Source organism: Methylobacterium sp. 88A, from assembly GCF_000376345.1.
Taxonomy (GTDB): Bacteria; Pseudomonadota; Alphaproteobacteria; order Rhizobiales; family Beijerinckiaceae; genus Methylobacterium; species Methylobacterium bullatum.
Genome location: NZ_AQVT01000001.1, coordinates 3,247,638 through 3,272,517 on the forward strand (window position 1 = coordinate 3,247,638; position 24,880 = coordinate 3,272,517).

At 64.1% G+C, this 24,880-nt stretch carries 20 protein-coding genes; 8 read left to right on the forward strand and 12 right to left on the reverse strand.

Going from position 1 to position 24,880, the window contains the following annotated elements; all coding sequences use genetic code 11:
* Positions 1–162: 162 nt before the first annotated feature.
* The 9 genes from thiL to A3OM_RS0115640 form a co-directional block, all read right to left on the reverse strand.
* Positions 163–1,170 carry a thiamine-phosphate kinase gene (gene thiL, locus A3OM_RS0115600; RefSeq protein ID WP_018044696.1) on the reverse strand — a complete coding sequence of 336 codons (1,008 nt, stop codon included), beginning with the start codon at positions 1,168–1,170 and terminating at the stop codon, positions 163–165.
* A complete protein-coding gene (gene nusB, locus A3OM_RS0115605; protein ID WP_018044697.1) occupies positions 1,167–1,646 on the reverse strand; it encodes a transcription antitermination factor NusB in 480 nt (159 codons plus the stop codon). The genes thiL and nusB overlap by 4 nt, the downstream gene beginning before the upstream one ends.
* Before the next feature lie 7 nt (positions 1,647–1,653).
* A complete protein-coding gene (gene ribH / locus A3OM_RS0115610; protein ID WP_026176085.1) occupies positions 1,654–2,163 on the reverse strand; it encodes a 6,7-dimethyl-8-ribityllumazine synthase in 510 nt (169 codons plus the stop codon).
* 209 nt (positions 2,164–2,372) lie between these two features.
* A complete protein-coding gene (locus tag A3OM_RS0115615) occupies positions 2,373–3,008 on the reverse strand; it encodes a riboflavin synthase (protein WP_018044700.1) in 636 nt (211 codons plus the stop codon).
* Positions 3,009–4,097, reverse strand: coding sequence for a bifunctional diaminohydroxyphosphoribosylaminopyrimidine deaminase/5-amino-6-(5-phosphoribosylamino)uracil reductase RibD (gene ribD, locus A3OM_RS0115620; RefSeq protein ID WP_026176086.1), 1,089 nt, complete (start codon positions 4,095–4,097; stop codon positions 3,009–3,011).
* Positions 4,098–4,135: 38 nt separating this feature from the next.
* On the reverse strand, positions 4,136–4,711 hold the full coding sequence (nrdR, locus tag A3OM_RS0115625; protein WP_026176087.1) for a transcriptional regulator NrdR: 576 nt from the start codon (positions 4,709–4,711) through the stop codon (positions 4,136–4,138).
* A 110-nt stretch (positions 4,712–4,821) separates the two neighbouring features.
* Positions 4,822–6,126 (reverse strand): serine hydroxymethyltransferase, encoded by a 1,305-nt coding sequence (gene glyA / locus A3OM_RS0115630; protein ID WP_018044703.1) that lies wholly within the window; start codon positions 6,124–6,126, stop codon positions 4,822–4,824.
* A gap of 311 nt (positions 6,127–6,437) precedes the next feature.
* Positions 6,438–6,833, reverse strand: coding sequence for a DCC1-like thiol-disulfide oxidoreductase family protein (locus A3OM_RS24190; RefSeq protein ID WP_348625450.1), 396 nt, complete (start codon positions 6,831–6,833; stop codon positions 6,438–6,440).
* A 222-nt stretch (positions 6,834–7,055) separates the two neighbouring features.
* Entirely contained in the window at positions 7,056–8,354 is a 1,299-nt protein-coding gene (locus A3OM_RS0115640) for a L,D-transpeptidase family protein (RefSeq protein ID WP_026176088.1), read from the reverse strand.
* 293 nt (positions 8,355–8,647) lie between these two features.
* On the opposite strand from A3OM_RS0115640, the gene A3OM_RS0115645 reads away from it, so the two are divergent.
* From A3OM_RS0115645 to A3OM_RS0115655, 3 genes are all read left to right on the forward strand, one after another.
* Entirely contained in the window at positions 8,648–8,989 is a 342-nt protein-coding gene (locus A3OM_RS0115645) for a hypothetical protein (protein ID WP_244478899.1), read from the forward strand.
* Between the two features lie 42 nt (positions 8,990–9,031).
* Positions 9,032–10,033, forward strand: coding sequence for a DUF1775 domain-containing protein (locus tag A3OM_RS24195; protein WP_018044706.1), 1,002 nt, complete (start codon positions 9,032–9,034; stop codon positions 10,031–10,033).
* A 136-nt stretch (positions 10,034–10,169) separates the two neighbouring features.
* Complete coding sequence (locus tag A3OM_RS0115655) at positions 10,170–12,257, forward strand: TonB-dependent receptor (RefSeq protein ID WP_026176089.1); 2,088 nt, start codon at positions 10,170–10,172, stop codon at positions 12,255–12,257.
* A gap of 180 nt (positions 12,258–12,437) precedes the next feature.
* Here A3OM_RS0115655 and A3OM_RS0115660 read toward each other — a convergent pair whose 3' ends face one another.
* Positions 12,438–14,858: a penicillin-binding protein 1A gene (locus A3OM_RS0115660; RefSeq protein WP_018044708.1), complete on the reverse strand. Its 2,421-nt coding sequence runs from the start codon at positions 14,856–14,858 to the stop codon at positions 12,438–12,440.
* A gap of 173 nt (positions 14,859–15,031) precedes the next feature.
* Entirely contained in the window at positions 15,032–16,306 is a 1,275-nt protein-coding gene (locus A3OM_RS0115665) for an N-acetylmuramoyl-L-alanine amidase (protein WP_018044709.1), read from the reverse strand.
* A gap of 771 nt (positions 16,307–17,077) precedes the next feature.
* On the opposite strand from A3OM_RS0115665, the gene A3OM_RS0115670 reads away from it, so the two are divergent.
* Together A3OM_RS0115670 and A3OM_RS24200 are read left to right on the forward strand one after the other, a co-directional pair.
* Positions 17,078–20,083 (forward strand): ribonuclease E/G, encoded by a 3,006-nt coding sequence (locus A3OM_RS0115670; protein WP_018044710.1) that lies wholly within the window; start codon positions 17,078–17,080, stop codon positions 20,081–20,083.
* Positions 20,084–20,700: 617 nt separating this feature from the next.
* The gene (locus tag A3OM_RS24200) at positions 20,701–21,495 is read left to right on the forward strand and encodes a hypothetical protein (protein WP_018044711.1); all 795 of its coding nucleotides are present in this window, start codon (positions 20,701–20,703) and stop codon (positions 21,493–21,495) included.
* A gap of 73 nt (positions 21,496–21,568) precedes the next feature.
* On the opposite strand, the gene A3OM_RS0115680 is transcribed toward A3OM_RS24200, so the two are convergent.
* On the reverse strand, positions 21,569–22,759 hold the full coding sequence (locus A3OM_RS0115680; protein WP_018044712.1) for an aminotransferase class I/II-fold pyridoxal phosphate-dependent enzyme: 1,191 nt from the start codon (positions 22,757–22,759) through the stop codon (positions 21,569–21,571).
* Positions 22,760–22,944: 185 nt separating this feature from the next.
* On the opposite strand from A3OM_RS0115680, the gene A3OM_RS0115685 reads away from it, so the two are divergent.
* The 3 genes from A3OM_RS0115685 to accB all read left to right on the forward strand — a co-directional run bounded on the left by A3OM_RS0115685 (position 22,945) and on the right by accB (position 24,870).
* Positions 22,945–23,754, forward strand: a complete 810-nt coding sequence (locus tag A3OM_RS0115685) for a DsbA family protein (RefSeq protein ID WP_018044713.1) — start codon at positions 22,945–22,947, stop codon at positions 23,752–23,754.
* 112 nt (positions 23,755–23,866) lie between these two features.
* Positions 23,867–24,364 (forward strand): type II 3-dehydroquinate dehydratase, encoded by a 498-nt coding sequence (gene aroQ / locus A3OM_RS0115690; protein WP_018044714.1) that lies wholly within the window; start codon positions 23,867–23,869, stop codon positions 24,362–24,364.
* 20 nt (positions 24,365–24,384) lie between these two features.
* Positions 24,385–24,870, forward strand: coding sequence for an acetyl-CoA carboxylase biotin carboxyl carrier protein (accB, locus tag A3OM_RS0115695; protein WP_026176091.1), 486 nt, complete (start codon positions 24,385–24,387; stop codon positions 24,868–24,870).
* Positions 24,871–24,880: the final 10 nt, after the last annotated feature.

Here is a 24,880-nt window from a genome sequence, read left to right on the forward strand (position 1 = left end):
TTGCCGCTCCGCCGGCAGACCGGATCGAAGCAGCGCGGACTTGTAGCCTGACGGCCACTTTAGGACGGAGTGTGGCGTTCTTTTCCGGACGCTGGCAAGGTCGACGCGACGACGCAGGCGTTTTGCCAGATATTGGCGCTCTTTCCGCCAGGCTCCGAGCGATCAGAAGTGGCTGAACGACCGCGTGGTGAAGGCGTGTTCGCTGCCGTCCGGCCGACGGAAAACGGGCGCCCGATCGCCGGCCACCACAGTCCCTATCCGTGCGAGCGGGATGCCGACGGCAAGGCTCTCGTCGATGAAGGCGTCGACTTGGTTCGGTGCCACGGCGCAGAGGATCTCGTAATCGTCGCCACCGGTGACGATGGTGTGGATGAGCCCAGGGTCGAGAGCGAGCGCTTCCCGTGCGGAATCGGACAGGGGTACGTCCGAGAGGATGATCTCGGCGCTGCGGCCACCACCCGCCAGCATCTTCGTCAGATCGCCGGCGAGTCCGTCCGACACGTCCATCGCAGCACGCACATGGCGGCGTAAGCTCCGCGCGAGGGAAATACGCGGCCTGGGATGGCGGTAGCGGTCGATGAGAACGCCGCGCGCTGCCGATCCGAGGTGCTCGCCCCATTTCGGCATGGAGCCGTCGAGAAGCCGCAAGCCAAGCGCCGCATCACCGATCGTGCCACTGACGCAGAGGATGTCGCCGATCTCGGCCGTCATCCGCCGGACCATACCGCCGTGCGATACCTCGCCGATGGCGGTGACCCCGATGAGGGCGGGACCGGCCGAGCGGACGGTATCGCCTCCGAGGAGTGGGCAGCCGAACGCCATTGCCGCCTCGCTCAGGCCAGTGGCGAAGCCGGCAAGCCAGTCTTCGGTCCAATCGTCGGGCAAGGCGAGGGTCAGGAGGAACCCGCGCGGCGTCGCGCCCTTCGCCGCGATGTCGGACAGGTTCACCCCGAGCACCTTGCGTGCGATCGAGGCAGGGGGATCATCGGGCAGATAGTGGACGCCCTCGACGATCGCGTCGGCGGTCAGGACGAGATCGCAGCCGGGACTCGGCGCCAGGGTGGCGGCGTCGTCGCGCAACCCGTCCGCGCCATGCCCCGCCAAAGGCGCGAAGTAGCGCGCGATCAGCCCATCTTCCGTGGGGCGGGAGGCGGGGGGATTTGTCTTCAAGCGCGCCCGGAACCGGGAAGCCCGGCGAATTCCGATCCACGAACCTCGCGGGCGACCTTGTCGAGGACGGCGTTGACCATGCCGGGCTCGTCGCCGGCATAGAAGCTGTGAGCCACATCGACATATTCCGAGATAGCGGCACGTGCCGGCACGTCCTTGCGGAACATGATTTCGTAGGCTCCAGCACGGAGGATGGCGCGCAAGACTGCCTCGATGCGCTTCAGAGGCCAGCCGTTGGACAGGGCCTTGTCCAGCTGAGGATCGATGGCGCGCTGCTCCTCGACGACGCCACGCAGCAGGTCGCGGAAGAAAGCGATCTCCGCGGGCGGCTGCTCGATGCCATCGATGTCTCGGCCGATCCAATAGGCTTCGAACTCGGCGAGCGCTTCGATGACGCCCTTATCGGAAATTTCCATCTCGTAGAGGGCCTGCACAACGGTGAGGCGTGCGCCGCTGCGCTCGATCGTCTTGGCCATGGGCTTCTCAATCCTCTCCCACGGGTGCGGCGGCTGCAGCGCGTTTCAGCGCCAGCACGGCCAAGGCCGCATCCGCGGCGCCCGCACCCTTGTTCAGGTCGGAAACGCGAGCACGGGCGAGCGCCTGCTCCATCGTTTCCACCGTCAGAATGCCGTTGCCGAGGGGCAGTCGCCCGATCACCGACAAATCCATGAGTGCTCGCGCGCTCTCGGTTGCCACGATGTCGTAATGGCCGGTTTCACCACGAATGACGCAGCCAAGGGCGACGGCGGCGTCGTAGGGCTGCCCCGCGCGAGCTGCCTCCTCCACCAGGATCGCTATGGCTGCGGGAATCTCGAGAGCACCCGGCACTGTCACGACGACACCCTCCGCTTCCGCCGCGTCGAGCGCACCCTGCGCGCCAGCGAGGAGTTCATCGGATATGTCGTCGTAGTAGCGCGCTTCCACCACGAGGACACGCGCGCCCTTTACGTTGGTGGGGGGGGCCGGGCGAGCGGCTGGTGAAGGCGAAACCATCGTGGGCCTTGTCTGTAGTGGCGGAGGGCGACATCGGCACCGACGTGACGAGTGAGCCTCGAGCGCGGATCGTTGGCGTCACCACCCAGTACGACCGGGTTGGCCCGGTTCGAAATCTTGCGACCGACTGCATCAGGAGCTTGGGTCGGCGACTTGGCGGCCGCTTGGCGAGCGATAGACCGAAGGGTGCGGTATCACAAGATAGCGCATCATGAGGCACGCTTCTCGAACAGCCGGGCCGCGTAGCGGGCGATGAGGTCGACCTCGAGATTCAGCCGGTCGCTGATTCGGCGCTCACCCCAGGTCGTCACCTCCAGGGTGTGGGGGATGAGAAGGACCGAGAAATGGTCGCCATCGATGGAATTGACGGTCAGCGACGTGCCGTCGAGGCAGACCGACCCCTTCTCCGCGATGAAGCGCGACACGGACGACGGTCCGCGCAGAAGAAAACGGTCGCTCGGCGACCATTGCGGATCGCCTGTGCCACCGGTCACGCTCTCGCGGGCGACGACCTCTGCCACTCCGTCCACATGCCCGGTGACAAGATGGCCGCCGAGCTCATCGCCAATCTTCAGCGAACGTTCGAGGTTGAGCCGCGTGCCCTCAGCCCAGCCGACGACGGTGGTCCGCGCGAGAGTTTCGGCAGCTGCATCGACAGAAAAGATACAACCCTGGGGGTCTGGCTCGATCGCCACCACGGTGAGGCAGGGGCCGGAACATGCGATCGACGCACCGATAGCGAGGGTCGCCGGATCGTACGAGGATCGGATGCGAATGCGGCGCAGACGCTCATCCCCCTCGACGCTGAGGACCGTTCCTACATCGCTGACGAGGCCGGTGAACATCTAGACGCTCCGTTCGTAGGTGACAGACTGGTCCGGTCCGAACGCGCGAGTTTCGGTGACGTTGAAGCTGGGCTCGAGCAGGCGGGCCTTCAACGCCTCACCAACGGCCGGCAGGCCCCCTCCACCGATAGCGCGCGGGCCGGTAACGAGGGTGCAGACGTCGACCAGATCAGCAGCTGCCAAGGAATCGGCAAGATGCGGACCGCCTTCGCAACAGATTCGAGTCAGCCCGTGCTCTGCCAGACGTGCGAGAGCGGCAGACAGGTCGATCCGGCCACTCGAGCACGCTGTCACCTGGATCGTCTCGACGCCGAAGGATGCAAGCATCCGCTTGGCATGAATCGGGGCCGACCGTGTCGTCATCACCAGAGTCGGGATGTCGCGCGCACTACGCACGAGGTGCGAGGCCGGCGACAGACGCAGCGTCGAATCGAGGACAATGCGCAGCGGCGATCGTTGCGACAGGCCGGGCAGCCGCACCGTCAGGGACGGGTCATCCGCACGTGCCGTACCAATCCCGACCAGGATCGCGTCGGCATGCGCGCGCCACAGATGGACCGCGCCATCGGCGATGGGACCGGTGATGCGCAGGCGCTCATCCGGCGCGCCAGACGCGAAGCCGTCCTGCGTGCGGGCGAGCTTGAGATGCAGGCTAGGGCGCCCTTTCGTGACGCGGGTGAAATGGCCGCGATGATCTCTCGCGGCCTCGTCCCGGAGCACATTCTGCGTCACGGCGATACCGGCCTGGGCGAGGCGCGCATGGCCCCTGCCCGCCACTCGGGAATCCGGATCTTCTATCGCCGTGACGACGCGGGTGATCCCCGACGCGATGATGGCGTCGACGCAAGGAGGGGTGGCTCCATGATGTGAGCAGGGTTCGAGCGTGACGTAAAGCGTTGCCCCGCGCGCGCCCTCGCCGGCCATGGCGAGAACGAGAGGCTCGGCATGCGGGCGCCCCCCTGGAGCCGTTACGCCCTGTGCGATCACGCGCTCTCTGCCCGTCTCTCCTGCGACCACAACCGCACCGACTGACGGATTGGGCCAGGTCCGCCCGAGATTTCGCCTGCCGATCGCCAGGGCGAGGCGCATGAAGCGACGATCTTGGTGAGTGTTCGCCTCAGGTGCATTCATGACCGCATCCGCGTTGCGCGCTTCGATGGATGTTTGGCCGGCGGACTCGCGCTGGGCGGCAGAACCTCACTGAGAGGGGCTTCATCGCTTGCCTCTTCCTCTTGAAGCGGTTCAATGCCGGAGGTCTCCCCCAGGGTGCCGAGCAACGCCTTGAAGTCACTGGCCTCGCGGAAATTTTTGTAGACCGAGGCGAACCGGACATAGGCCACGTCGTCGAGACCCTTGAGCCCCTCCATCACTAGTTCGCCGATCGCCTCGCTGGCGATTTCGGCCTCGCCGCCGCTTTCCAACTGCCGGGTGATGCCGCTGACCAGCCGCTCGATCCGCTCCGGATCTACAGGGCGCTTCCGCAGGGCCACACCGATGGAGCGCTGCAGCTTGTCACGATCGAACGGGACGCGCTTGCCCGAGCGCTTGAGCACGGTGAGTTCGCGCAACTGCACGCGCTCGAAGGTCGTGAAGCGGCCTCCGCAATCCGGGCAGACCCGACGGCGTCGGATCGCAGCAGAATCGTCGCTGGGTCGCGAATCCTTCACCTGGGTGTCGGGCCCGCCGCAATAGGGACACCGCATCGGGCGGATACCTGCATGGTTGGTGAGAAAACGAGAACGGCCGCGGATATGGGAATCCGCGGCCGTCTCTATCATGTCGGTGACGGCGGGTGCACCCGCCGTCGAACGTCTCAGCCGTAGATTGGGAAACGGTGGGTCAGGGCGTGGACCTTGTCCTTGACCGCGGCCTCGATGGCCGGATCGCCGGCATCGCCCTTGGCCACCAGACCGTCGAGTACTTCGACGATGAAGCCGCCGATCTGCTTGAATTCGGCGACGCCGAAGCCGCGCGAGGTGCCGGCCGGGGTGCCGAGGCGGATGCCCGAGGTGATGGTGGGCTTCTGCGGATCGAACGGAACGCCGTTCTTGTTGCAGGTGATGTCGGCGCGGCTGAGGGCCGCCTCCGCCGCCTTGCCCGTCAGACCCTTCTTCTGAAGGTCGACGAGCATCAGGTGGTTGTCGGTTCCGCCCGAGGTGATGTCGTAGCCACCCGTGATCAGGGTGTCGGCGAGGGCCTTGGCGTTCTCGATGACCTGCTTGGCGTAGATCTTGAACTCGGGCTTGAGCGCCTCGCCGAAGGCAACGGCCTTGCCGGCGATGACGTGCATGAGCGGACCGCCCTGGAGGCCGGGGAAGATCGCCGAGTTGAACTTCTTGGCGAGCGCCTCGTCGTTCGTCAGGATCATACCACCGCGCGGGCCACGCAGAGTCTTGTGGGTGGTGGTGGTGGCCACATGCGCGTGCGGGAACGGCGACGGGTGGACGCCGGCTGCCACGAGGCCTGCGAAATGGGCCATGTCGACGAAGAAATATGCGCCGACGGCATCGGCGATCTCACGGAACTTGGCGAAGTCCCAGTGGCGCGGATAGCCCGAGCCGCCGGCGATGATCACCTTGGGCTTGTGCTCGTGTGCGAGGGCCTCGACCTGCTCCATGTCGATGCGCTGGTCGTCGCGGCGCACGGTGTAGGAGACCGGCTTGAACCACTTGCCCGAGACGTTCGGGGGCGCGCCGTGGGTGAGGTGGCCGCCGGCGGCGAGATCGAGGCCGAGGAAGGTATCGCCCGGCTGCATGAGGGCCATGAACACGCCCTGGTTCGCCTGGCTGCCCGAATTCGGCTGCACATTGGCGAAGCCACAATCGAACAGGCGCTTGGCGCGCTCGATGGCGAGGTTCTCGGCGATGTCGACGAACTGACAGCCACCATAGTAGCGACGGCCGGGATAGCCTTCTGCGTACTTGTTGGTGAGGACCGACCCCTGGGCCTCCAGCACCGCCCTCGAGACGATGTTCTCGGAGGCGATCAGCTCGATCTCATGCTGCTGCCGGCCGAGTTCCTGGCTGACGGCCTTGGCCACTTCCGGATCGGCGTCGGCCAGGGACGCATTGAAAAAGGAATTCGAGAAGTGCTTGTCGGCAGCGGTACCGGCGCTCATGGAAAGCCTCGATTGTTGAACGGGCGAAGGCGTCCGTTATCCGCTGGCGTTAAGCAGGCGGACGCTCGATGTGCAATTTACTACACGGGCCAGCGAGAGAGGCCAAGCACAGCTAATTTGTAGTCTCGGCCAAAAAAATTTCGGTGCATTCGGTATTCACGGTGGTGAATGCCAGGGGGCACAAGGCGTTGCAGGGTCTGCCACGTCGCGGCCTGCAGCTTTGGGTCGCAGATTATGTGTCGAGTGTGGAAGCAACCGCGCCGGCTCCTGGCAAGGGGGGATTGGGCGCTGGCCGAGCCAGTGCCGGTCATTCAGGCGAGGAAGCGATCCGCGTCGGTACGGGCGGGCCGATGACACACGTCTTCCCGCCCGAATAGCACGAAGCGGCTGTTGGCTATGAGATCGTACAATGCCGTCTGCCGACGCGTTGGAATGAGCCGCAGCGTCGCAGCCAAGGACCAGGGAAAGCCGAGCCTGCTCGCAATCCGTATCGATCCCTCCAGCTTGAACCAAGCCCGCCCTTCGCACAGCAGGATGTTCGTCTCCAATCGGTCCGTAACGAGGCCGTAATGTGCGTAGAGCCCGTCCCAGTGCTGACTGAGCCGGCAGGAGCCGGAATCGTTTGGCGTCATCACGCTGCATGACGAACCGGATCCAGCCGACGCAGAGCGCACAATGCCCGTCGAAAATGATGATCGGACAGTCATCCGCGAATGATGGGACGCTCGGGTCGGTTCTGTAGCTGAAGGGCTCTCGTTTCGATTGCATCCGCGCCATCCTTGCGGCGGCCGAAATCACGTTATCCGCCGCAGGAGCCAAGGAACGCCTCGCAACGCTCGGAGGATTGGTTTGCTCAATCCATAACAACTTGGGCGAGACCCGGTGCCGGATCTCGCCCATAATCAGACTTCGGTTGTCGCGTCGGGAAATCAGTTTTCCTCGTCGCCCGGCTCGAAGCTCGGCACCTGCTCGGCGCTGGCCACGGGGGTCGGGGCCGAGAGGGTCGAAGGAACGTTCACGCCGTCGCGCTTATAGATATCGTCGCGGAACTGCACCGAGCCGTCCGGGGTCGCCCAAGCGGTGATGTAGGTCCAGTAAACCGGCACGGGAGTGCTCAGGGTGGCGTCGACGCGCTTGCCGCTCTCGATGGCCTGCTCGACCTGGTCGCGGCCCCAGCCGGGCGTGTCCTTGAGCAGCCAGGTGATGTACTCGCGCACGTTCTGAACGCGGACGCAGCCCGAGGAAATGAAGCGAAAGTCGTCGCCGTACACGCCCTTGGAGTTCGTATCGTGCATGAACACGCCGTGGGGGTTCGGGATGTTGATGCGCACGATCCCCATCGAGTTGAAGTCGGCGCCCGAATCCTGACGATAGCGGTAGCGCGTGCCCTCGTCCGAATTCCAGTTCACCGAGGCCGGCGAGATCTCGGTCTCACCGGTGAAGATGCGGATCTTGTTCTCGGTGAGGTAGTTCGGGTCCTTCTGCATCTTGGGGATGAGGTCCTTCTTCACGATGGAAGCCGGCACCGTCCAGAAGGGGTTGAAATTAATCTGCGTCGCCTTGGTGTTCATGATCGGCGACTGGCGATCGATCTTGCCGACACCGGCGGCGTGCAGGGTCACGACCTGGCCGTTCTCCACCGTCTGGACCAGGGCGGCGGGAATGTTCGTGATGACGAAGCGGTTGCCGAGGTTGCCCGAATACGAGCGTAGGCGGACGGCATTTACCTCGAGCTGCTTCAGGCGAATGTCGGCCGACACGTTCATGGCCTGCTGGGTGGCCGGGCTCATGGAGCCGGTCTGGCTCAAGCCATGCCGAGCCTGGAAGCGCTTCACGCCGGCGGCCACATAGGAATCGTAGACGTTCGATCCGCCGGAGGCGGAGTCGAGGTCTCCCGTCACCGTGAGGCGCTGGCGCAGAGCCGCCACTGCCGGTCCCTTGCTGCCGATGCGTAGGCGGTCGGCGCCGGAGACCGGTCTCCAGCCGCCGCGCGCCACGATGTCCTTGTAGCGCTCGACCATCTGTTCCGTGGCCGCAATCGTCTGCGGCGACAGGATCGGCGTCGAGGAACGCTGCACCTGCATAGCCGAGGGTGCAGCGTAATCCTGCGCCCACTCGGCCTGGGCGAAACCGGCCTGCTCCCGTGCCGAGGCGGTTTGGGCGAAGGCGGCGACACCGGCAAGGAGTACGAGACCCAATGAGCGGATGGGGTAAGCCTGTTTCAGCATCGGACGGAAACTCTGATCTGACCTGTGAAGCGGCACGAGGCCGTCGGGGCATGGCCGTGATTGAGAACGGCCACCGAAAGTCCTGTGCCGCGAACGTGTCGGGGCACGGTTAAGAAGTCATGCGGTCCGGGCTAGAATGTGGCGCCGTCAGATTAAATCTCCGCTTGTCCTGTACTGCAGCGCACATGCAACATCACGGCGCCACGCCTCGTCGACGGTATGGCGGGATCATGTCCGTTGGGGTAAGCGCTGGAGGTATGATGTCGGGAGATTCAGCGGCGGGCGGCGGACGCGTGATCACGGCGGTGATCGCGCTCTATGCGTTCGTGCTGCAGGTTTTCCTTGCGACTCTGATGCCGCTGCCCGCGGCTGGTCATGCCGATCCGATCTGTTCTGGCCTGATGGATGGCGAACTCGCCGCGCAGCAGCCGGACGGTTCGTCCCACATCGGCCACAAGCTTTGCTGCACGTCGGCAGTCGCGATGGTGTCAGCTGATCAACCGGTGCTCGCGTCGAGCGCGATCGTCTGGCCGGCCCCGTCCGTCATCCATCTGATCTGGCGCGACGTAGCCGACCTCGGTGCACGCGGGCCACCGGGTTCTATCCCCCATCCGCGAGGTCCACCCGCAGCCTGAAGCGATTCGATACTTCGATTCCTTCAGACACGGACATTCATCATGAAACGGATCTTGTGGTCGGAGCTTGCCGCGGCGCTCCTCGTCACCCTCCCTACCGGCGCTGCCTTCTCTCACGCCACGATGGAGCGGACGGAGGCAAGCCCGAACGCGAGCTATCGCGGCGTGCTCCAAGTCACCCATGGCTGCAACGGCGAACCGACCAATCGGGTGAGCGTCACGATTCCTGAGGGTGTCATCGGCGCTAAGCCGATGCCGAAGCCGGGCTGGAGTGTGACAACGGAAATAGGACCCTACGCCAAGCCCTATCCCTATTATCACGGCGACATTTCCAAAGGGGTGAAGACCATCACCTGGAGTGGTGGCCAATTGCCGGACGATCAGGTCGACGAGTTCACCTTCCTTGCCCGCATCTCCGATGCGTTCGCACCCGGCGAGACCGTGTACTTCCCGGTCGAGCAGGATTGCACGAATGGCAATCATCGCTGGAGAGACATCCCCGCGCCGGGGCAGGACGCCCATGCGCTGAAATCCCCCGCACCGGGCGTCACCATCGTCGCGGCTCAGGCCCTGGCACCGTCGCGCGCGGCGTCATCCTCCTCGGGCCAGATCAAGGCCGGCGACCTCACCATCGATACGCCGTGGATGCGCGCCACGCCCGGCGGCGCCACCGTCGCTGGTGGATATGTCCGAATCAGCAATACCGGCAAACTGGCGGATAAGTTGATCTCCGCTTCCGTCTCCATCGCTGCATCCGGGTCGATCCATTCCATGACGATGGATGGCGGGGTGATGAAGATGGCCGTGGTGGAAGGCGGACTTCTCCTGAAGCCCGGCGAGACCGTGGAGTTAAAGCCCGGCAGCTATCACCTGATGTTCGAGGGGCTGAAGGCATCGCCAAAAGTCGGCGAAACGATCTCGGGGAACTTGGTGTTCGAGCGCGCGGGCACCGTACCGGTCACCTTCGCCGTCGCGCCCATTGGTGCCAGGGCACCGAACGCGCCTGCAGCAAGCGAACCGGCGGCCGGACAACACCAGCACTGAGCGTCCGATTCCGGACCGGCTTCGCGCTTTGGCGGTTTCGCCAATCGCGCGCACTCCCTTTCTCTTTCAGGACCCGCCGCTCCTCTGCCTCGATAGGGCGGAGTGTTTCATGGCGTGGGATCCGGAGCTTCCTGCCATGCCGTCGTCACGTCTTCCGGGGGCGTTCGCGCTCATCCTCTTCTCCTCCACATCCGCCTTCGCTCAGGGCGTGGCGAATGCAGAACTGCCCGAGCTTAGCGTTCAAGGGACAACGCCCGGTTCACTCACCGTGCCGAGCGTTGCCGCACAGCGGGCTGCGGTGAACGCTACTGTCGGTTCCGTGGCTTTCGTCGATGCCAAGGACTTCCAGAATCGCTACGCCAATACCCTACGCGACGTCCTGAAGGACACGCCCGGCGTGTTCGTGCAGCAGCGCTACGGTCAGGAAATGCGCCTGTCGGTGCGCGGCTCGGGCATTTCGCGCGGCTTCCATCTGCGTGGATTGGAACTGCTGCAGGATGGCATCCCGATGAACTCGGCGGACGGCAGCGGTGACTTCTACCAGATTGATCCGCTCGCTCTGCGCTCTGTCGAAGTCTATAAGGGTGGCAACGCGCTCACCTTCGGTGCGACGACCCTGGGCGGCGCAATCAACTTTGTCACGCCCACTGCCCAGACGGCCTTCGCGCCAAACATCCTGCGCGTCGATGGCGGCAGCTTCGGCACTATCCGAGAGCACTTCCAATTCTCGCGGATCTCCGGCCCAGCCGATTTCCTCATCAGTGGCACGCTGACCAATTCCGATGGTTTTCGCGACCACGAAACCCAGCGGACCCAGAATTTCAACGCCAATGTCGGCTACCGGCTCGCACCCGGTGTCGAGACGCGGTTCTACGTCGGCATCTACCTCACCGATCAGAAGCTGCCCGGAACGCTCAGACTCTGGGACGCGCTCGACAACCCGACCATGGCCAATCCGAGCGCCATTTCGGGCAACCAGTCGCGCAAAGTCGAGACGGAGCGGGTGGCCAATCGCACGTCGTTCGCCCTCGATGTGGGCAAGCTCGATATCGACACCTGGGCGATCCACAAATCGCTCTATCACCCGATCTTTGAGGTCATTGACCAGGACGGGTGGACCTACGGCATCTCCCCGCATTGGACCGGCACCTTCGACATCGGCGGATACCGCAACGACACGATCCTCGGCCTTCGTGCCTTCGCCGGACAGAACTCGGCGCTGCAGTTCCGAAACGTCGCCGGACAGCGCGGCGCGCAGACCCTGAACGCGCTTCAGAGCTCCTCGAACTACGAGGCCTATGGCGAGAACCGGTTCTGGTTCCTGCCGGATGTCGCCCTGATGACCGGGGCGAAGGCGTTCTCCTCGAACCGGACCTATAGCGACAAGGGCGGCTTCGGCCCAAACCCGGCGGTGAAATTCGACAACCGGACCTATCAGGGGATCAACCCGAAGCTCGGACTGATCTGGCAGCCGCTGCCCGACATCCAAGTTTTCGCGGACATCACCCGCTCCCGCGACGTGCCGGACTTCACCGATCTGACCCAGACGATTGGGACGACGACGCAATTCGTGCCGCTTCAGGCCCAGCGGGCCTGGACCTACGAGGCTGGCACACGTGGCCGCCTTGACCGCCTCGCATGGGACGTGACGCTCTATCGCTCGGAAGTCCGGGACGAGCTCATCAACTTTTCTGTCGATCCGGGTCGCAACATTTCTGCGGCGACTTTCAATTCGCCGCGCACGATCCACCAGGGCGTCGAGGCGGCCGTTTCCCTCGACATCATCCGTGACCTCACCGGGGTCGGCGACCGAATCTCGGCGTCGCAGATCTGGACGCATAACGATTTACGGTTCGTCGGCGATCCGGTCTTTGGCGACAATCAAATCGCCGGCATCCCTCGGGACGTGCTGCGCAGCGTCGTCACCTATACCCACCCGAGCGGCTTCCACCTCAGCCCTTCGGTGGATTGGGTGCCGCAAGGCGCCTTCTCGGATCATGCCAACACCCTGCAGGTGCCCGGCTACACGCTGATCAACGTCCAAACCGGCATCGACTTCTCGAATGGGGTGTCGCTGTTCCTCGACGCCCGCAATCTCGCCGATACACGTTACGTCTCTGACGTGGCGGTGGTGAACAACGCAGTGACGATGGGCGGCAATCCGACCGCCTTCTACCCCGGCGTCGGTCGCAGCTTCTTCGGGGGCGTGCGGGCTTCCTTTTGAGTAAGGCGTTCCCATCACCCGGCAAAACCGCCGGATCGGATGGGGCGCAAGGCCGGACCGAGACGGGTTCTCAATTCCTCGTTGCCGGCTCCATGATCGCTTCGGCTTCCTGCGGCTTTTGAGTCATCGCGCGCAGGCAGCGCCCGATGACCCGGGATGGGATCCCCGCGGAGCTCGCTCTCAGTACAATCCACCAGCCTGTGCCGCACGGTCGGCGTCCGCCGGAACGGCGGCGGGAGCGGCCGGCGCCGCGACATAGGCGTCGGGCGGGGCGGTGCCCGGCTTGAACGCCTCGAGAATCGTACCGGAGCCTTCGCCGGAGCCGGCGCGCATGCCGGAGGCAACGTTGACGCGGATCAGCTTGATGCCGGGCGGCACACGGAACGGTGTCGGCGGCTTGTCCTTGAGGGCCTGTTTCAGGAAGTCGAGGGCCACAGGCGCCGCGAGACCGCCACCGGTGGCGCGGTCGCCGAGCGAGCGCGGCTTGTCGAAGCCGATATAGACCCCGACCGCGAGGTCCGGCGAGAAGCCGACGAACCACGCGTCCTTGGCATCGTTCGTCGTGCCGGTCTTGCCGGCGAGCGGCTTGCCGATCTGCTTCAGCAAGGTCGCGGTGCCGCGCTGGACGACGCCCTCCATGATCGAGACCATCTGGTAGGCAGTGAGTGGATCGAGGACCTGCTCCGAATCATCCACCAGCTTCGGCTCGTCCTGGCCGGACCACTTTTCAGCGTCGCAGCCGAGACACTTTCGGTTGTCGTGCTTGTAGATGGTTTCGCCGACACGATCCTGGATTCGGTCGATGAGGGTCGGGCGAATACGGCGGCCGCCATTGGCCAGCATGGAATAGGCGGTGACCATGCGCATGACGGTCGTTTCGCCCGCCCCGAGCGACATCGGCAGGACGGGGAGCATATCGTCGTAGACACCGAAGCGGCGGGCGTATTCGGCGATGAGCGGCATGCCGACATCCTTGGCCAGCCGCACGGTCATCAGGTTCTTCGAATGCTCGATCCCGTAGCGGAGCGTATGCGGGCCGCCCGCCTTGCCGTCGTAGTTCGACGGAGACCACGCTTCCTGGCCGGGACCGGCCTCAATGGTGATCGGCGAGTCCTGTACGATCGAAGACGGCGTGTAACCGTTGTCGAGGGCGGCCGAGTAGACGATCGGCTTGAACGACGAGCCCGGCTGACGCTGGGCCTGCGTCGCACGATTGAACTGGCTCTCGTCATAGGAGAATCCCCCGACCATGGCGTGGACGCGTCCGGTATAGGGATCCATGGCGACGATGGCGCCGGAGACCTCCGGACGCTGGCGCAGCCGGTACTGTCCGCGCCCCCCGTCGATGGCCTCGACATAGATGACATCGCCGGCATTGAGCGCTGCCGATGGCGAGCGTCCGGTCCAGCGGGTGCCGTCGGCGGCGATAGCGCCGGTCTCACGCTCCTTCGAGACTTGGCCGGATGCCTCGCGGCGGGGCTGCAAGCCGATCTGAGCCACGCCTCCCGTCGTGCTCAGGACGACGGCGAGGCGCCAAGGCTGGACGTCACCGAGGCCCGGCACTTCGGCAACGGCGAGACCCCAATCGCGGCCGACGAGATCGACCTTCGCCTGAGCTCCCCGCCATCCGTGAGATTGATCGTAACGGATCAGGCCATCCACGAGAGCCTTGCGCGCCCAGGCCTGCATCTTCGGATCGAGGGTGGCGCGCACGGAGAGGCCGCCCTCGTAGAGCTTCTTTTCGCCGTAGCGTTCCGTGATCTCGCGGCGAACCTCTTCCGTGAAGTAGTTGGCATTGGCGGCGTTGGCGAAGGCGACGCGCGGGTTGACGCCGAGCGGCATCTTACGCGCGGCTTCTCCTTCTTCCTTCGTGATGTAGCCGTTCACGGCCATAAGGCCGATGATCTCGTTGCGTCGGTCGAGGGCCTTCTGGGTCTGACGATAGGGGTGATAGTTATTGGGGCCCTTCGGCAGCGCGGCCAGATAGGCAGCCTCGTTGATCGTCAACTCGTGGACGGACTTGCCGAAATAATCGAGTGCGGCGGCGGCGACCCCGTGCAGGTTGCGGCCAGGCACGATGGTGCCGAGGAAGATCTCGTTGAGGTAGAGCTCGAGGATCTTGTCCTTGGAGTAGGCCGACTCGATCCGCAGGGCGATCAACGCCTCCTTGATCTTGCGGTCGAAGGTCTGCTCGTTGGTGAGCAAGAAGTTTTTCGCCACCTGCTGGGTGATGGTCGAGGCGCCCTGCTTCTTGCCACTCTTGGCGTTGGTCAAGATCGCCCGCACGACCCCCTCGGGGTCGATGCCGCCATGCTTGTAGAAGTTCTTGTCCTCGGCCGAGAGGAAGGCGGCCACGACGATCTTCGGCATCGCCTGGATCGGCAGGTAGAGCCGGCGCTCGTTGGCATATTCTGCGAGCAGGCTGCCATCCGCTGCGTGGACGCGGCTCATCACCGGCGGCTCATAATTGGCGAGGGCGGCGTGATCGGGCAGATCCTGACTGTAGGTGTAATAGAAATACGCGCCGGCTGCCGACAGCAGCACGAACAACATCGCCCCGATGCTGAACAGGAAGCCGAAGAAACGAAGGATGAAGCGCATCCGGGTCCCGTCCGTCGATGATCTGCCGCTGCCGGTCCGGCCGAGAGGCGAGGATGACCGAGACCTCGATCGTCCCGGAAAGGCAAGAATGACGCGACGACCCGCGATCGTTCGGAAGGCGTGAGAGGCCTATTCCGAGCCGGGGCGCCGTGAGCCCCGGTTTCACACCGTATCTATGGTGAAACTGGGGCGATTGCCGCAGAGCGGCGCGGCGGCACCGGCCGTGTCAGGGAAGTACGGTTGGCAAAAAATGCGTCGATGGCCTTCGCCATCCCGCCTGTGACATCGGCGCGCCAGGCTTCGGATTGCAGCAGGTCGAGGTCGCGCTTGCTCGACAGGTAGCCGAGCTCCACCAGCACTGACGGCACGTCCGGCGAACGCAGGACCACGAAACCCGCCTCACGATGCGGTTTGTTGCTCAGCTCCATGACGGGGCTGAGATAGGACATAAGACCCTTGGCGAAGCCCGACGAGAAGGTGCGCGTCTCGCGCAGAGTGAGTTCCTGGAGGATGTCGGCGATGTGGCCGGGACCTTGGCCGGAATCTGTGCCGGCGGTCGAATCCGCCTTGTTCTCGCGCTCTGCGAGCTTGGCCGATTCGGCGTCCGTGGCCTTTTCGGAGCCGGTATAGATCGTCGCGCCGCGCACTTGCGGGGCCGACGAGATGGAATCAGCATGGATCGAGACGAAGAGATCGGCGCTGGCCTCGCGGGCGATTCGCACGCGCTCGGCCAGAGGAACGAACACGTCGCGATCACGGGTCATCCGCACCCTGTAGCGGCCGGACGCTTCGAGCTTGCCGACGAGGGCCTGGGCGAACCCAAACACGATGTCCTTTTCGAAGATGCCCGAGGCAGCGATGGCGCCTGGATCGATGCCGCCATGCCCGGCATCGATCATGATCAACGGCCGGGAATCACTCGGTTCTGCCATGGCTTCCTTGCGGGCCGGAGGCGACGGGTCGTTCGCCACAGCGGCGCGACGGAAGGTGTCGCGGTCGGCCCGCTGGAACTCTATCGAGAGGAGGATGGCGCCGTCTCGCATGCGCGTCGTCGTTTCGATGCGCCCGACGGTGGCCGGCTGAGCAAGGTCGACGACGATGCGCGAGCGACCCGGAGCGAACAGGCCGTATCGGAAGGAAGAGACCAACCCTTCGCGGCGTCGTCCGGTGTCAGGTGCGAGTTGAAAGTTCACTTCCGTAAGATCGATAACGACCCGGTCGGGCCGCTCCATGACAAAGGTGCGCGCCTCGATGGATTTCGACAATGTGAGGGTCAGCTTGGTCGATCCGCCCGCACCGGTGGAGAGGTCCGCCGCGATGGCGACGGCCGATTGTTGCCCGGATACTGTCGGATTCGTCCGGATGTCGTCCTGGGCCACGACCGGAACGGCCATCACGAGGGCGGATAAGACAATTACGTGGCGCAGCAGGCGAGCGAGAGGCGGCATCGATCCGGCAGTCGTTGTCCTGAAACCAGGGGGCCGTTGGAACCAACAGACTTCCGGAACCAAGGGGCCTTGGGAAGCGCGAGTGTTCGATAAGGGATACGGCCGGGATGGTTAACCGTTCCTCTCCGGCCGGATGGCGAAGCAGCCTGGATGTTGCTGTGGGGCGACAGGACCGAAGCGGATGCCCGCCTGGGCGCCAAGGCGTCAAAGTTGTGACGGCTATGCTCTTGCTGCTTGCCAAGCGCCCGCGACGATCTGTAATGGTACTGTCCCTCCTCGGGTGTCGTGCGGTCTCATTCGCGGCCCGCGAGAGCGTCCTGGCCAGTCGCCGTGTCGCCTCGCAGTCGGCTCTCCGCGTCAAGTCCGTCGGCGTTTTTGAATTCGGGTGGGTACCGGTGCATGCGGCGATCGTTTCGCCAAGTCGCCGTTCTGGAAATCAGCGGCCGGCATTTGCACGGTCTCAAAGTCTTCGTGAGGTCAGGGAGCGGATGGACGGACGCACAGCATCGGTTGCCGTTGCTCGTGTTCAAAGCGTACGCGTTTCGCGTGGCGCCGGTTCGCCGTCGGCCCTGGCCATGTTCAACCCCACGCGCGCCGATCACCGGCGCCTAGCGGCGGTTGACGGCAATCCCTTCCCCAAAGCCCCCCTGGCCCGCATCGTCGGGCCTGGGCGTGCGCTCCCCCCGACGCCCGATGGGCCGGAATCGGGCAGCGCTTCGCCGGGACAGTTCGGCTGCAGAAGGACGACGTCGACCGCCATGAAAGTCCGTCATGGCCAACAACAACAAGATGCTCATCGATGCGATGCACCCGGAGGAAACCCGGGTCGTCACGGTCCACGGGTCTAGGGTCGAGGAGTTCGACTTCGAGGCGGCCAATCGGCGTCAGCTTCGTGGCAACATCTACCTTGCCAAAGTGACGCGCGTGGAGCCTTCGCTCCAAGCGGCCTTCATCGAGTATGGCGGCAACCGCCACGGTTTCCTCGCCTTCAGCGAGATCCATCCCGACTATTATCAGATCCCCCTCGCCGATCGTCAGGCGTTGCTGGAAGACGAGGCGCGGGACGCCGAGGAGCACCGCGAACGCGAGGAGCGCAAGCCGCGCCGCCGTTCGCGTGGGCGCCGTGCAGAGGCTGCGTCCGCCAAGACCAGCGAGACAGTGAGTGCCGAAGACGTTTCGGAGAGCGCCGAGGTAGGTCTTGCCGAGGAGCAGTTGCCTCAGGCCTCGGCACCGCCGAACAATGAATCCGGCGAGCATCCCGTCGTATCAGACAGCGCCGGCGAGCTCGGCGGCGACGTGAGCGTGAATGACGAGGCCGCCCCTGCGGATGTCGTCACGTCCGAGGCCGTCGTCATCGAGCCCGGTTCGGATGAATCGTCCGATCTGCCGCCCGCTTCCCTCGAAGGCGAAGTCTCCGCACCGGTAGAGGCGACCTCATCTGTGCTCAAAGAAGCGGCGCCCGCCCAAGTCGACGTGGCGGAACCAGTCGCCGAGGGGCATCCCGATGCTCCCGTCCTCGAAGACGAAACCGACGAGGACGAAGAGACCGACGAAGATGAATCGGACGAGGACGACGATTCGGACGATGAGGAGGACGAATCCGACGACGAGGATTCGGACGACGAGCATGATGGCGAGGATGGCGAGCACAAAATCGCCCAGATCGGCGGTAACGGCGACGCTTTGGCCGAGATCCCCGAGCGCCCCCGCACCTATCGCCGCCACTACAAGATCCAGGAGGTGATCAAGCGCCGCCAGATCATCCTGGTACAAGTCGTCAAGGAAGAGCGTGGTACTAAGGGCGCGGCACTGACCACGTATCTGTCGCTGGCCGGCCGCTACTCGGTGCTGATGCCCAACACCGGCCGTGGCGGCGGCATCTCGCGTAAGATCACCTCGGCGGCCGACCGCAAGCGCCTCAAGGAAGTCGCCCAGGATCTTGAGGTTCCGGAAGGCATGGGCGTGATCTTGCGCACTGCCGGTGCGTCCCGGACCAAGCCGGAAATCAAGCGCGACTTCGAATACCTCATGCGCCTCTGGGAGAGCGTGCGTGAGTTGACGCTGTCCTCCTCTGCGCCGGCCCTGGTCTACGAGGAAGGTTCGCTCATCAAGCGCGCCATCCGCGACCTCTACAACAAGGATATCGACGACATCCTCGTGGCGGGCGACGAGGCGTACCGCGAGGCCCGCGACTTCATGCGCATGCTGATGCCGGGCCAGTCCAAAGTGGTGCAGCCCTATCGCGACCCGACGCCGATTTTCGCGCGCCACGGAGTCGAGCAACAGCTCGATGCGATGTTCTCGACGCATGTGACGCTGAAGTCAGGCGGCTACCTCGTCATCAACCCGACCGAAGCCCTGGTTTCCATCGACGTCAATTCGGGCCGCTCGACCCGCGAGCACGACATTGAGGACACGGCACTCCGCACCAATCTGGAGGCTGCCGAAGAGGTCGCCCGCCAGCTTCGCCTGCGCGATCTCGCCGGTCTCGTCGTGATCGACTTCATCGACATGGAAGAGAAGCGCAACAACCGCGCGGTCGAGAAGAAGCTCAACGATTGCCTGAAAAACGATCGCGCACGCATTCAGGTCGGCCGCATCTCGCCCTTCGGTCTGCTCGAAATGAGCCGCCAGCGCATCCGCACCGGCATGCTGGAGAGCTCGTCGCTCCCCTGCGTCCATTGCGGTGGCTCGGGATATGTCCGCGCAACTGCATCGGTGGCCCTCCAGATCCTGCGCGCCATCGAGGAGTCGCTTCTCAAGAGCACGACCCACAATCTCATCCTTCGCACCCGCACGGAGGCGGCGCTCTACATCCTGAACCAGAAGCGTGCGCATCTGCGCGAACTGGAAATCCGCTTTGGCGTCACCGTGACCATTGCCGCGGACGAGCGGCTGGCCGCGACATCGGCGTTCCAGCTCGATCGGGGTGAATTGGCGATCCGGAGCGAGGGTCCCGTGACCGGGGTCCGCGCCGTGGCGATCTCGCCTCAGCTCGATGCCGACGACGATATCGACGGCGACGATGAGGAAGAGGCCATCCTCGAGGCTGAGGCCGAACCGGTCGAGCCGGAAGCACCGCGCGAGAAGTCGAGCGAAGGCAATGGTGAAGGCCGATCGGGCGGTCGCCGTCGGCGGCGGCGGCGGCGTGGTGGTCGCCACGAGACCGGCGAATCGTCGGGGGATCACGCGACCGGCGAAGACGAGCAGTCCGGCGACGACGAGACCGACAGCGAGAGCCGGGACAACGACGATCAAACTGGCGAAGATTCGGATGGACGGGTTGGAGAGAATGACGGCGATGAGCTCGTCGTAGCGGATGTCCGGGACGGCGAGGCAACACCTCGGTCCGACTCGTCCGACGACGAGGGGGCCGGTCGTCGTCGTCGTCGTGGACGCCGAGGCGGACGCGGTCGTGACCGCACAGAAGGTCGACCGCGCGAGAATGGCGAAGAGCAGCAGACCGTGTCGGCCTCCTTCGAAGAGGTTGCTGAGGGTTCGACCGGCCTGCCTCAGGAGGCATCAGAAGCGGCACCCGCACCGGTTTCGGTAGATCTCCCGATCGCTGAAGAGCCCTCAATCCCGGCCGCCGAGGCGGCTGCCCCGGAGACGGTGGCCAGCAACGCGGTGGACTCGGACATTGCCATGACGGAGCCGGTTCCCGCTGCAACTCCAGCCCCCGAGCCGGTAGCGGTCGTGCTAACGCCAATCGATCCGGATCGTCCGAAGCGCGCCGGATGGTGGTCGCGGACCAAGGCCGCGCTCACGGGCGATTAGTCCAACTCCCGATAACGCCTATCCCAACGTTCGAGCGGGCCGCATCCAGACAGGATGCGGCCCGTTTCGTTTGTCGCTTCGAGGTCAGTGGGCGAGGCAACGACCTTTGACGGATCGAGAGACCGCATCCGCGGGCAGATTTCCATGGTCGAATGATAACTGTTGTGCGTTATCAGTATAAATATTGTGCAGACTTACTTTATTTAGTACAAAAACAAATTTATAAAATAATAATATGTGATTGATTGGGCTGTTGCAGCAAAGCCATTTTTTCTGAAACCGTGATCGCTTACGGTCGAGCAGGATTTGAATACAAAGTATACAACGTCGCGAGACGGCCGGAGTGTTTTCAAGTCGGCCTGTAAGATTGGGGAATCTCTTTGCAAGAGGGTTTGTGTTGTCACAACCTTTTCGGCGATCAATAAAAGGATCGGGCCATACGCCGTTTATACACATCATTGCTCGCGTTCGGTACGCTTGCGGGCGCTACTCTTTCACCGGCGATTGCTGCCGATCTGTCCGTTCCCAAAGCCATACCGGTCGAGGCGAAGGCCGCCGACCCACTCATCGGCTTCTCTTTCGGCGCGCGCTATCAGACAGACTAGAACTTCCGCGGCGTGTCGCAATCGAACCTGCAGGGTAGCTATCAGACGTTTTTTGAAGCCCAGTTCCTGGACAACTTCGCCTATGCGGGGTTCGCCACCTATCAGACCCGCCTTCCGACCCGGCCGGACATGGAGTTCGATCTGATCGCCGGTATTCGCCCGACCTTCGGAAAGTTCGCCTTCGATCTCGGCGTCCTGTACTATTTTTATCCCAACGAGCAGCAGGTCATCCTGCCGGGCGGCACGGCGTTTTCGACGAAGAACTCGGACTTCTACGAAGCCGCCGGTAAGATGCTCTACACCGCGACAGATTCGCTGACGCTGGGCACGAACGTGTTCTTTTCACCGAATTTCTTCGGTACGCACGCGATCAGTACCTATGCGTCCGGAACGGCCGCTTACACATTGCCGGCATCGCTGTTCCCGTTCCTGCCGGAGTCTTATGCGGGCGGGTTCTCGCTGTCGTCCGAGCTCGGCTACTTCTTTCTTGGCGCCGCAAAGAACTCGGCTACCGGATTCAACGCGGATATCGGGCGGTTCACTTCATTCAAATTGCCGAGCTACTTCTATGGGAACGTCGGCCTGTCCTACACCTACAAGAACATCGTTCTCGACGTACGCTACCATGATACCGACCTGACCAAGGCCGAGTGCGCCGCCTTCAGTGGTGACTTCCGCCAGGTGACCAATGGCGAAATTTCGAAATGGTGCGGCGATGCGGTGATCGGTTCGATCACCTTCCAGACATCCACGGCGGCGCAGGGCATCTATGCCGAGCCGGGCGGGTTCCTGAACCTGTTCCGCTGAGCGCGGAGCCGAGCGACTAGAACGGAGGACCCCGGAGCGATCCGGGGCCATTTTTCTGTCGATGGGCGAGACATCACCCAAGCCACGACTTCAGGCGCCGCACGGCTTCCACGCAATCCCCTTTGGATCCCGCGAAGGAGAACCGCACATGGTGGCCTCCCTCGGCAGCGTCGAAATCGAGCCCAGGGGTCGCGGCTACCCCCGCCTGCTCAAGCATCCGGCGGCAGAAGGATGATGCGTCGTCGGTGAGGCCTGCGACATCAGCGTAGAGATAGAAGGCACCATCGGCCGGATGTGTCCGCCCCAGGCCGAGGGAGGGAAACGCGTCGAGTAGCAACGCCCGGTTCGCGGCGTAGCCGAGACGGATCGTCTCTGCCTCCTCCGTCGCGTCGAAAGCCGCCAGTGCGGCGACCTGCGAGAGGTAGGGGGCCGAGATGTAGAGGTTCTGCGCCAAACGCTCGACGGGCCTGACCAGCCAGGGCGGGACAACCATCCAGCCGATGCGCCAGCCGGTCATGCAAAAGGTCTTCGAGAACGAATTGATGACGATGGCGTTGGGATCGAATTTCAGCGCGGTCTCGGCGGGAATTCCGTAGCTGAGTCCGTGATAGATTTCGTCGGAGATGAAGGGCAGCCCAAGATCTCGAGCCGTGGCACAGAGCTCCGCGAGACGGGCAGGCTCGATGACCGTGCCTGACGGATTGGCCGGGCTCATCACCAGTATCCCGGAGAGGGCCTCGCGGCGATGGAGGGCGCGCAAAGCCTCGCTGGTCGGAGCGAAGCGGTCCTCCTCCCGCAGGATCATGGGTGCGGGAACGAGGTCCAATGCGTGGAGTATGCTGCGATAGGCGGGATAGCCTGGCTGTGGCACCGCTATGCGCGCTCCGGCATCGAACAGGCTGAGAAAAGCCAGCACGAAGCCGGCCGAGGAGCCGGTGGTGACGACGATCCGGTCGGGGGCCACAGCGACGCCGTAGGTGTCGCGATAAGACCGGGCGATGCGCTCGCGGAGGGCCGGGATTCCGCAGGCATCGGTATATGGCAGCCTGCCGCTTTCCAGAGCGCGTTGCGCGGCCTCGATCACGCGGCGCGGCGCAGGAGCAGAGGGTTGCCCAATTTCCATATGGATCACGCCGTCGCCCTGCCTGTCGCGGATCGCGGCGGCCGCCATGATGTCCATGGCAAGGAAGGGCGCCACGCGACTCGCGCGGAGAGAGGTCTTGGCGGAAATGCTGATGTCAGGGCGATCGTCGGCTGGTGTCATGGCGCTGATTTACTCTTATGCGCCCTCCCCTTCCAGGCCACCGATCCCTTCCGCGCCTACCGTGCGGGATCTGGCGGGGCGGGCGAACAATTGACCCGCCGCCGCGAAAACGCCTAACCCGGTGGCTAACGACCGGTTGTCCCGCGCCTGACCACGGCCGACGGGACGCGACCCCGCGAGGATCAATGCGCCTGCTTCGCCACCTTCTTTCGTCCGTTGCCCTCGTCGGCGCGCTCGCCTCCGGCGTTTCGAGCGCTGTCGCGCAGGCCGCGGCTCCCGCGCAAACGGCCCCGACCGCGGCTGCGGCCTTCACTGATGTGCAGCGCCAGGCGATTGAGGCGATCATCAAGGATTACCTCGTCAAGAATCCCGATGTCCTGCAGGAGGCCATCGCCGAGGGTGAGCGGCGCCAGCAGGAAACACAGAAGCTGGCACAATCCGCCGCGCTGAAGGAATCCCGTGAGGCTCTGGTCGACTCACCTCACGGCGTCGTGGTCGGCAACCCGACCGGCGACGTCACTCTTGTGGAGTTCTTCGACTACAATTGTGGTTATTGCCGCAAGGCACTCGCCGACATCCAGACGCTGGTGAAAGGCGATCCCAAGCTGCGCGTGGTTCTGAAGGATTTCCCCGTCCTCGGCGCGGAATCTCTCGAAGCCAGCAAGATTTCGCTGGCGGCGAAGCAGCAGCTCAAGGGTGACAAACTGTTCGAGTTCCACGTCAAGCTGCTGGAGAGCAAGGGCCGGGTCAACGGCGAGCGTGCGATCGCCTTGGCCAAGGATATGGGTCTCGATATCGCCAAGCTGCAGAAGGATGCACAGGGAGCGGAGGTGAAGGCAGCGCTGGCGGAGAATGTCGGCCTCGGTGACAAGCTCGGCCTTTCCGGTACGCCCGCTTTTATCATCGGCGATGAGATCATCCCCGGCGCTGTCGGTGTCGACCCGATCCGCAAGACCATCGGTGACATCCGCCAGTGCGGCCACGCGAGTTGCTGAAGGCTTATGCTCCTCGGCGATTGTTCCGGCCTGCGCCTGTCGTTATCCGGAACGATCGTCTACGACCACTGCCCCGACCGCTTGGCTCAGCCGGCGCTTCGAACGCGATATCATGATCCCGATCCACGTCCTTCATGGACCAAACCTGAACCTTCTCGGTCGCCGTGAGCCCGGCATCTACGGGACCGCGACGCTCGATGACATTGAGCGTGACCTTCGTGCGCGCGCGGACACTCTCGGCGTAGCGCTGACCGTGCGTCAGACCAATCACGAGGGCGAACTGGTCGGTTTCGTGCAGGATGCGGGCCTTGCCGGCGCCGGCGTGCTCATCAACGCCGCTGCCTATACCCATACATCCGTCGCCTTGCGCGATGCTATTGCCGGTAGCGGCGCGATTGCGGTCGAAGTGCATCTCTCGAACGTGCATGCGCGGGAAGCCTTCCGGCATGTCTCGCTCATTGCCCCGGTCTGTGCCGGAGTTATCTGCGGTTTCGGTCCGCACAGTTACGGTCTGGGCCTGGAAGCCCTGGTGCGGCTGCTCCAGTCCCGTCTGCCCTCTCTCCCCTCGCTCTTGTCCGACGCTTCGTCGGACGCCAACTCTCAAGACTGACCGGAATGGCCAAGGTGCCGATGCCTAAGAACGAACCTTTCGATCCCGAGCTCGTTCGCGAACTCGCCAAACTCGTGACCGAGACGGATCTGACAGAAATCGAAGTGGAGAAGGGTGACCTGCGTATCCGCGTGGTCCGCCGGATTGAGCCCGTGCATGTCCAAGTTGCGGCACCTGCACCTGCCGTGGCGGCGGCCGCCCCCGCTGCGGCGGCACTGCCCGTGCCGGGCTCCGGCGCCGCTGGCGAGCGCGCCAAGGCCGGGGCCGGTCATCCGGGTGCCGTGCCCTCCCCCATGGTCGGCACCGCCTATCGCCGGCCCTCGCCGGATGCAAAGGCCTTCGTCGATATCGGTTCCCAGGTGGCGGCAGGCGAGAAACTGCTTCTGATCGAGGCGATGAAGACCTTCAACGAGATCGTCGCGCCCCGCGCCGGAACGGTGACCGCGATCTTCTTCGAGGATGGTCAGCCGGTCGAGTTCGGCGAACCTCTCCTCGTCATCGAGTGATAGCGCCCCC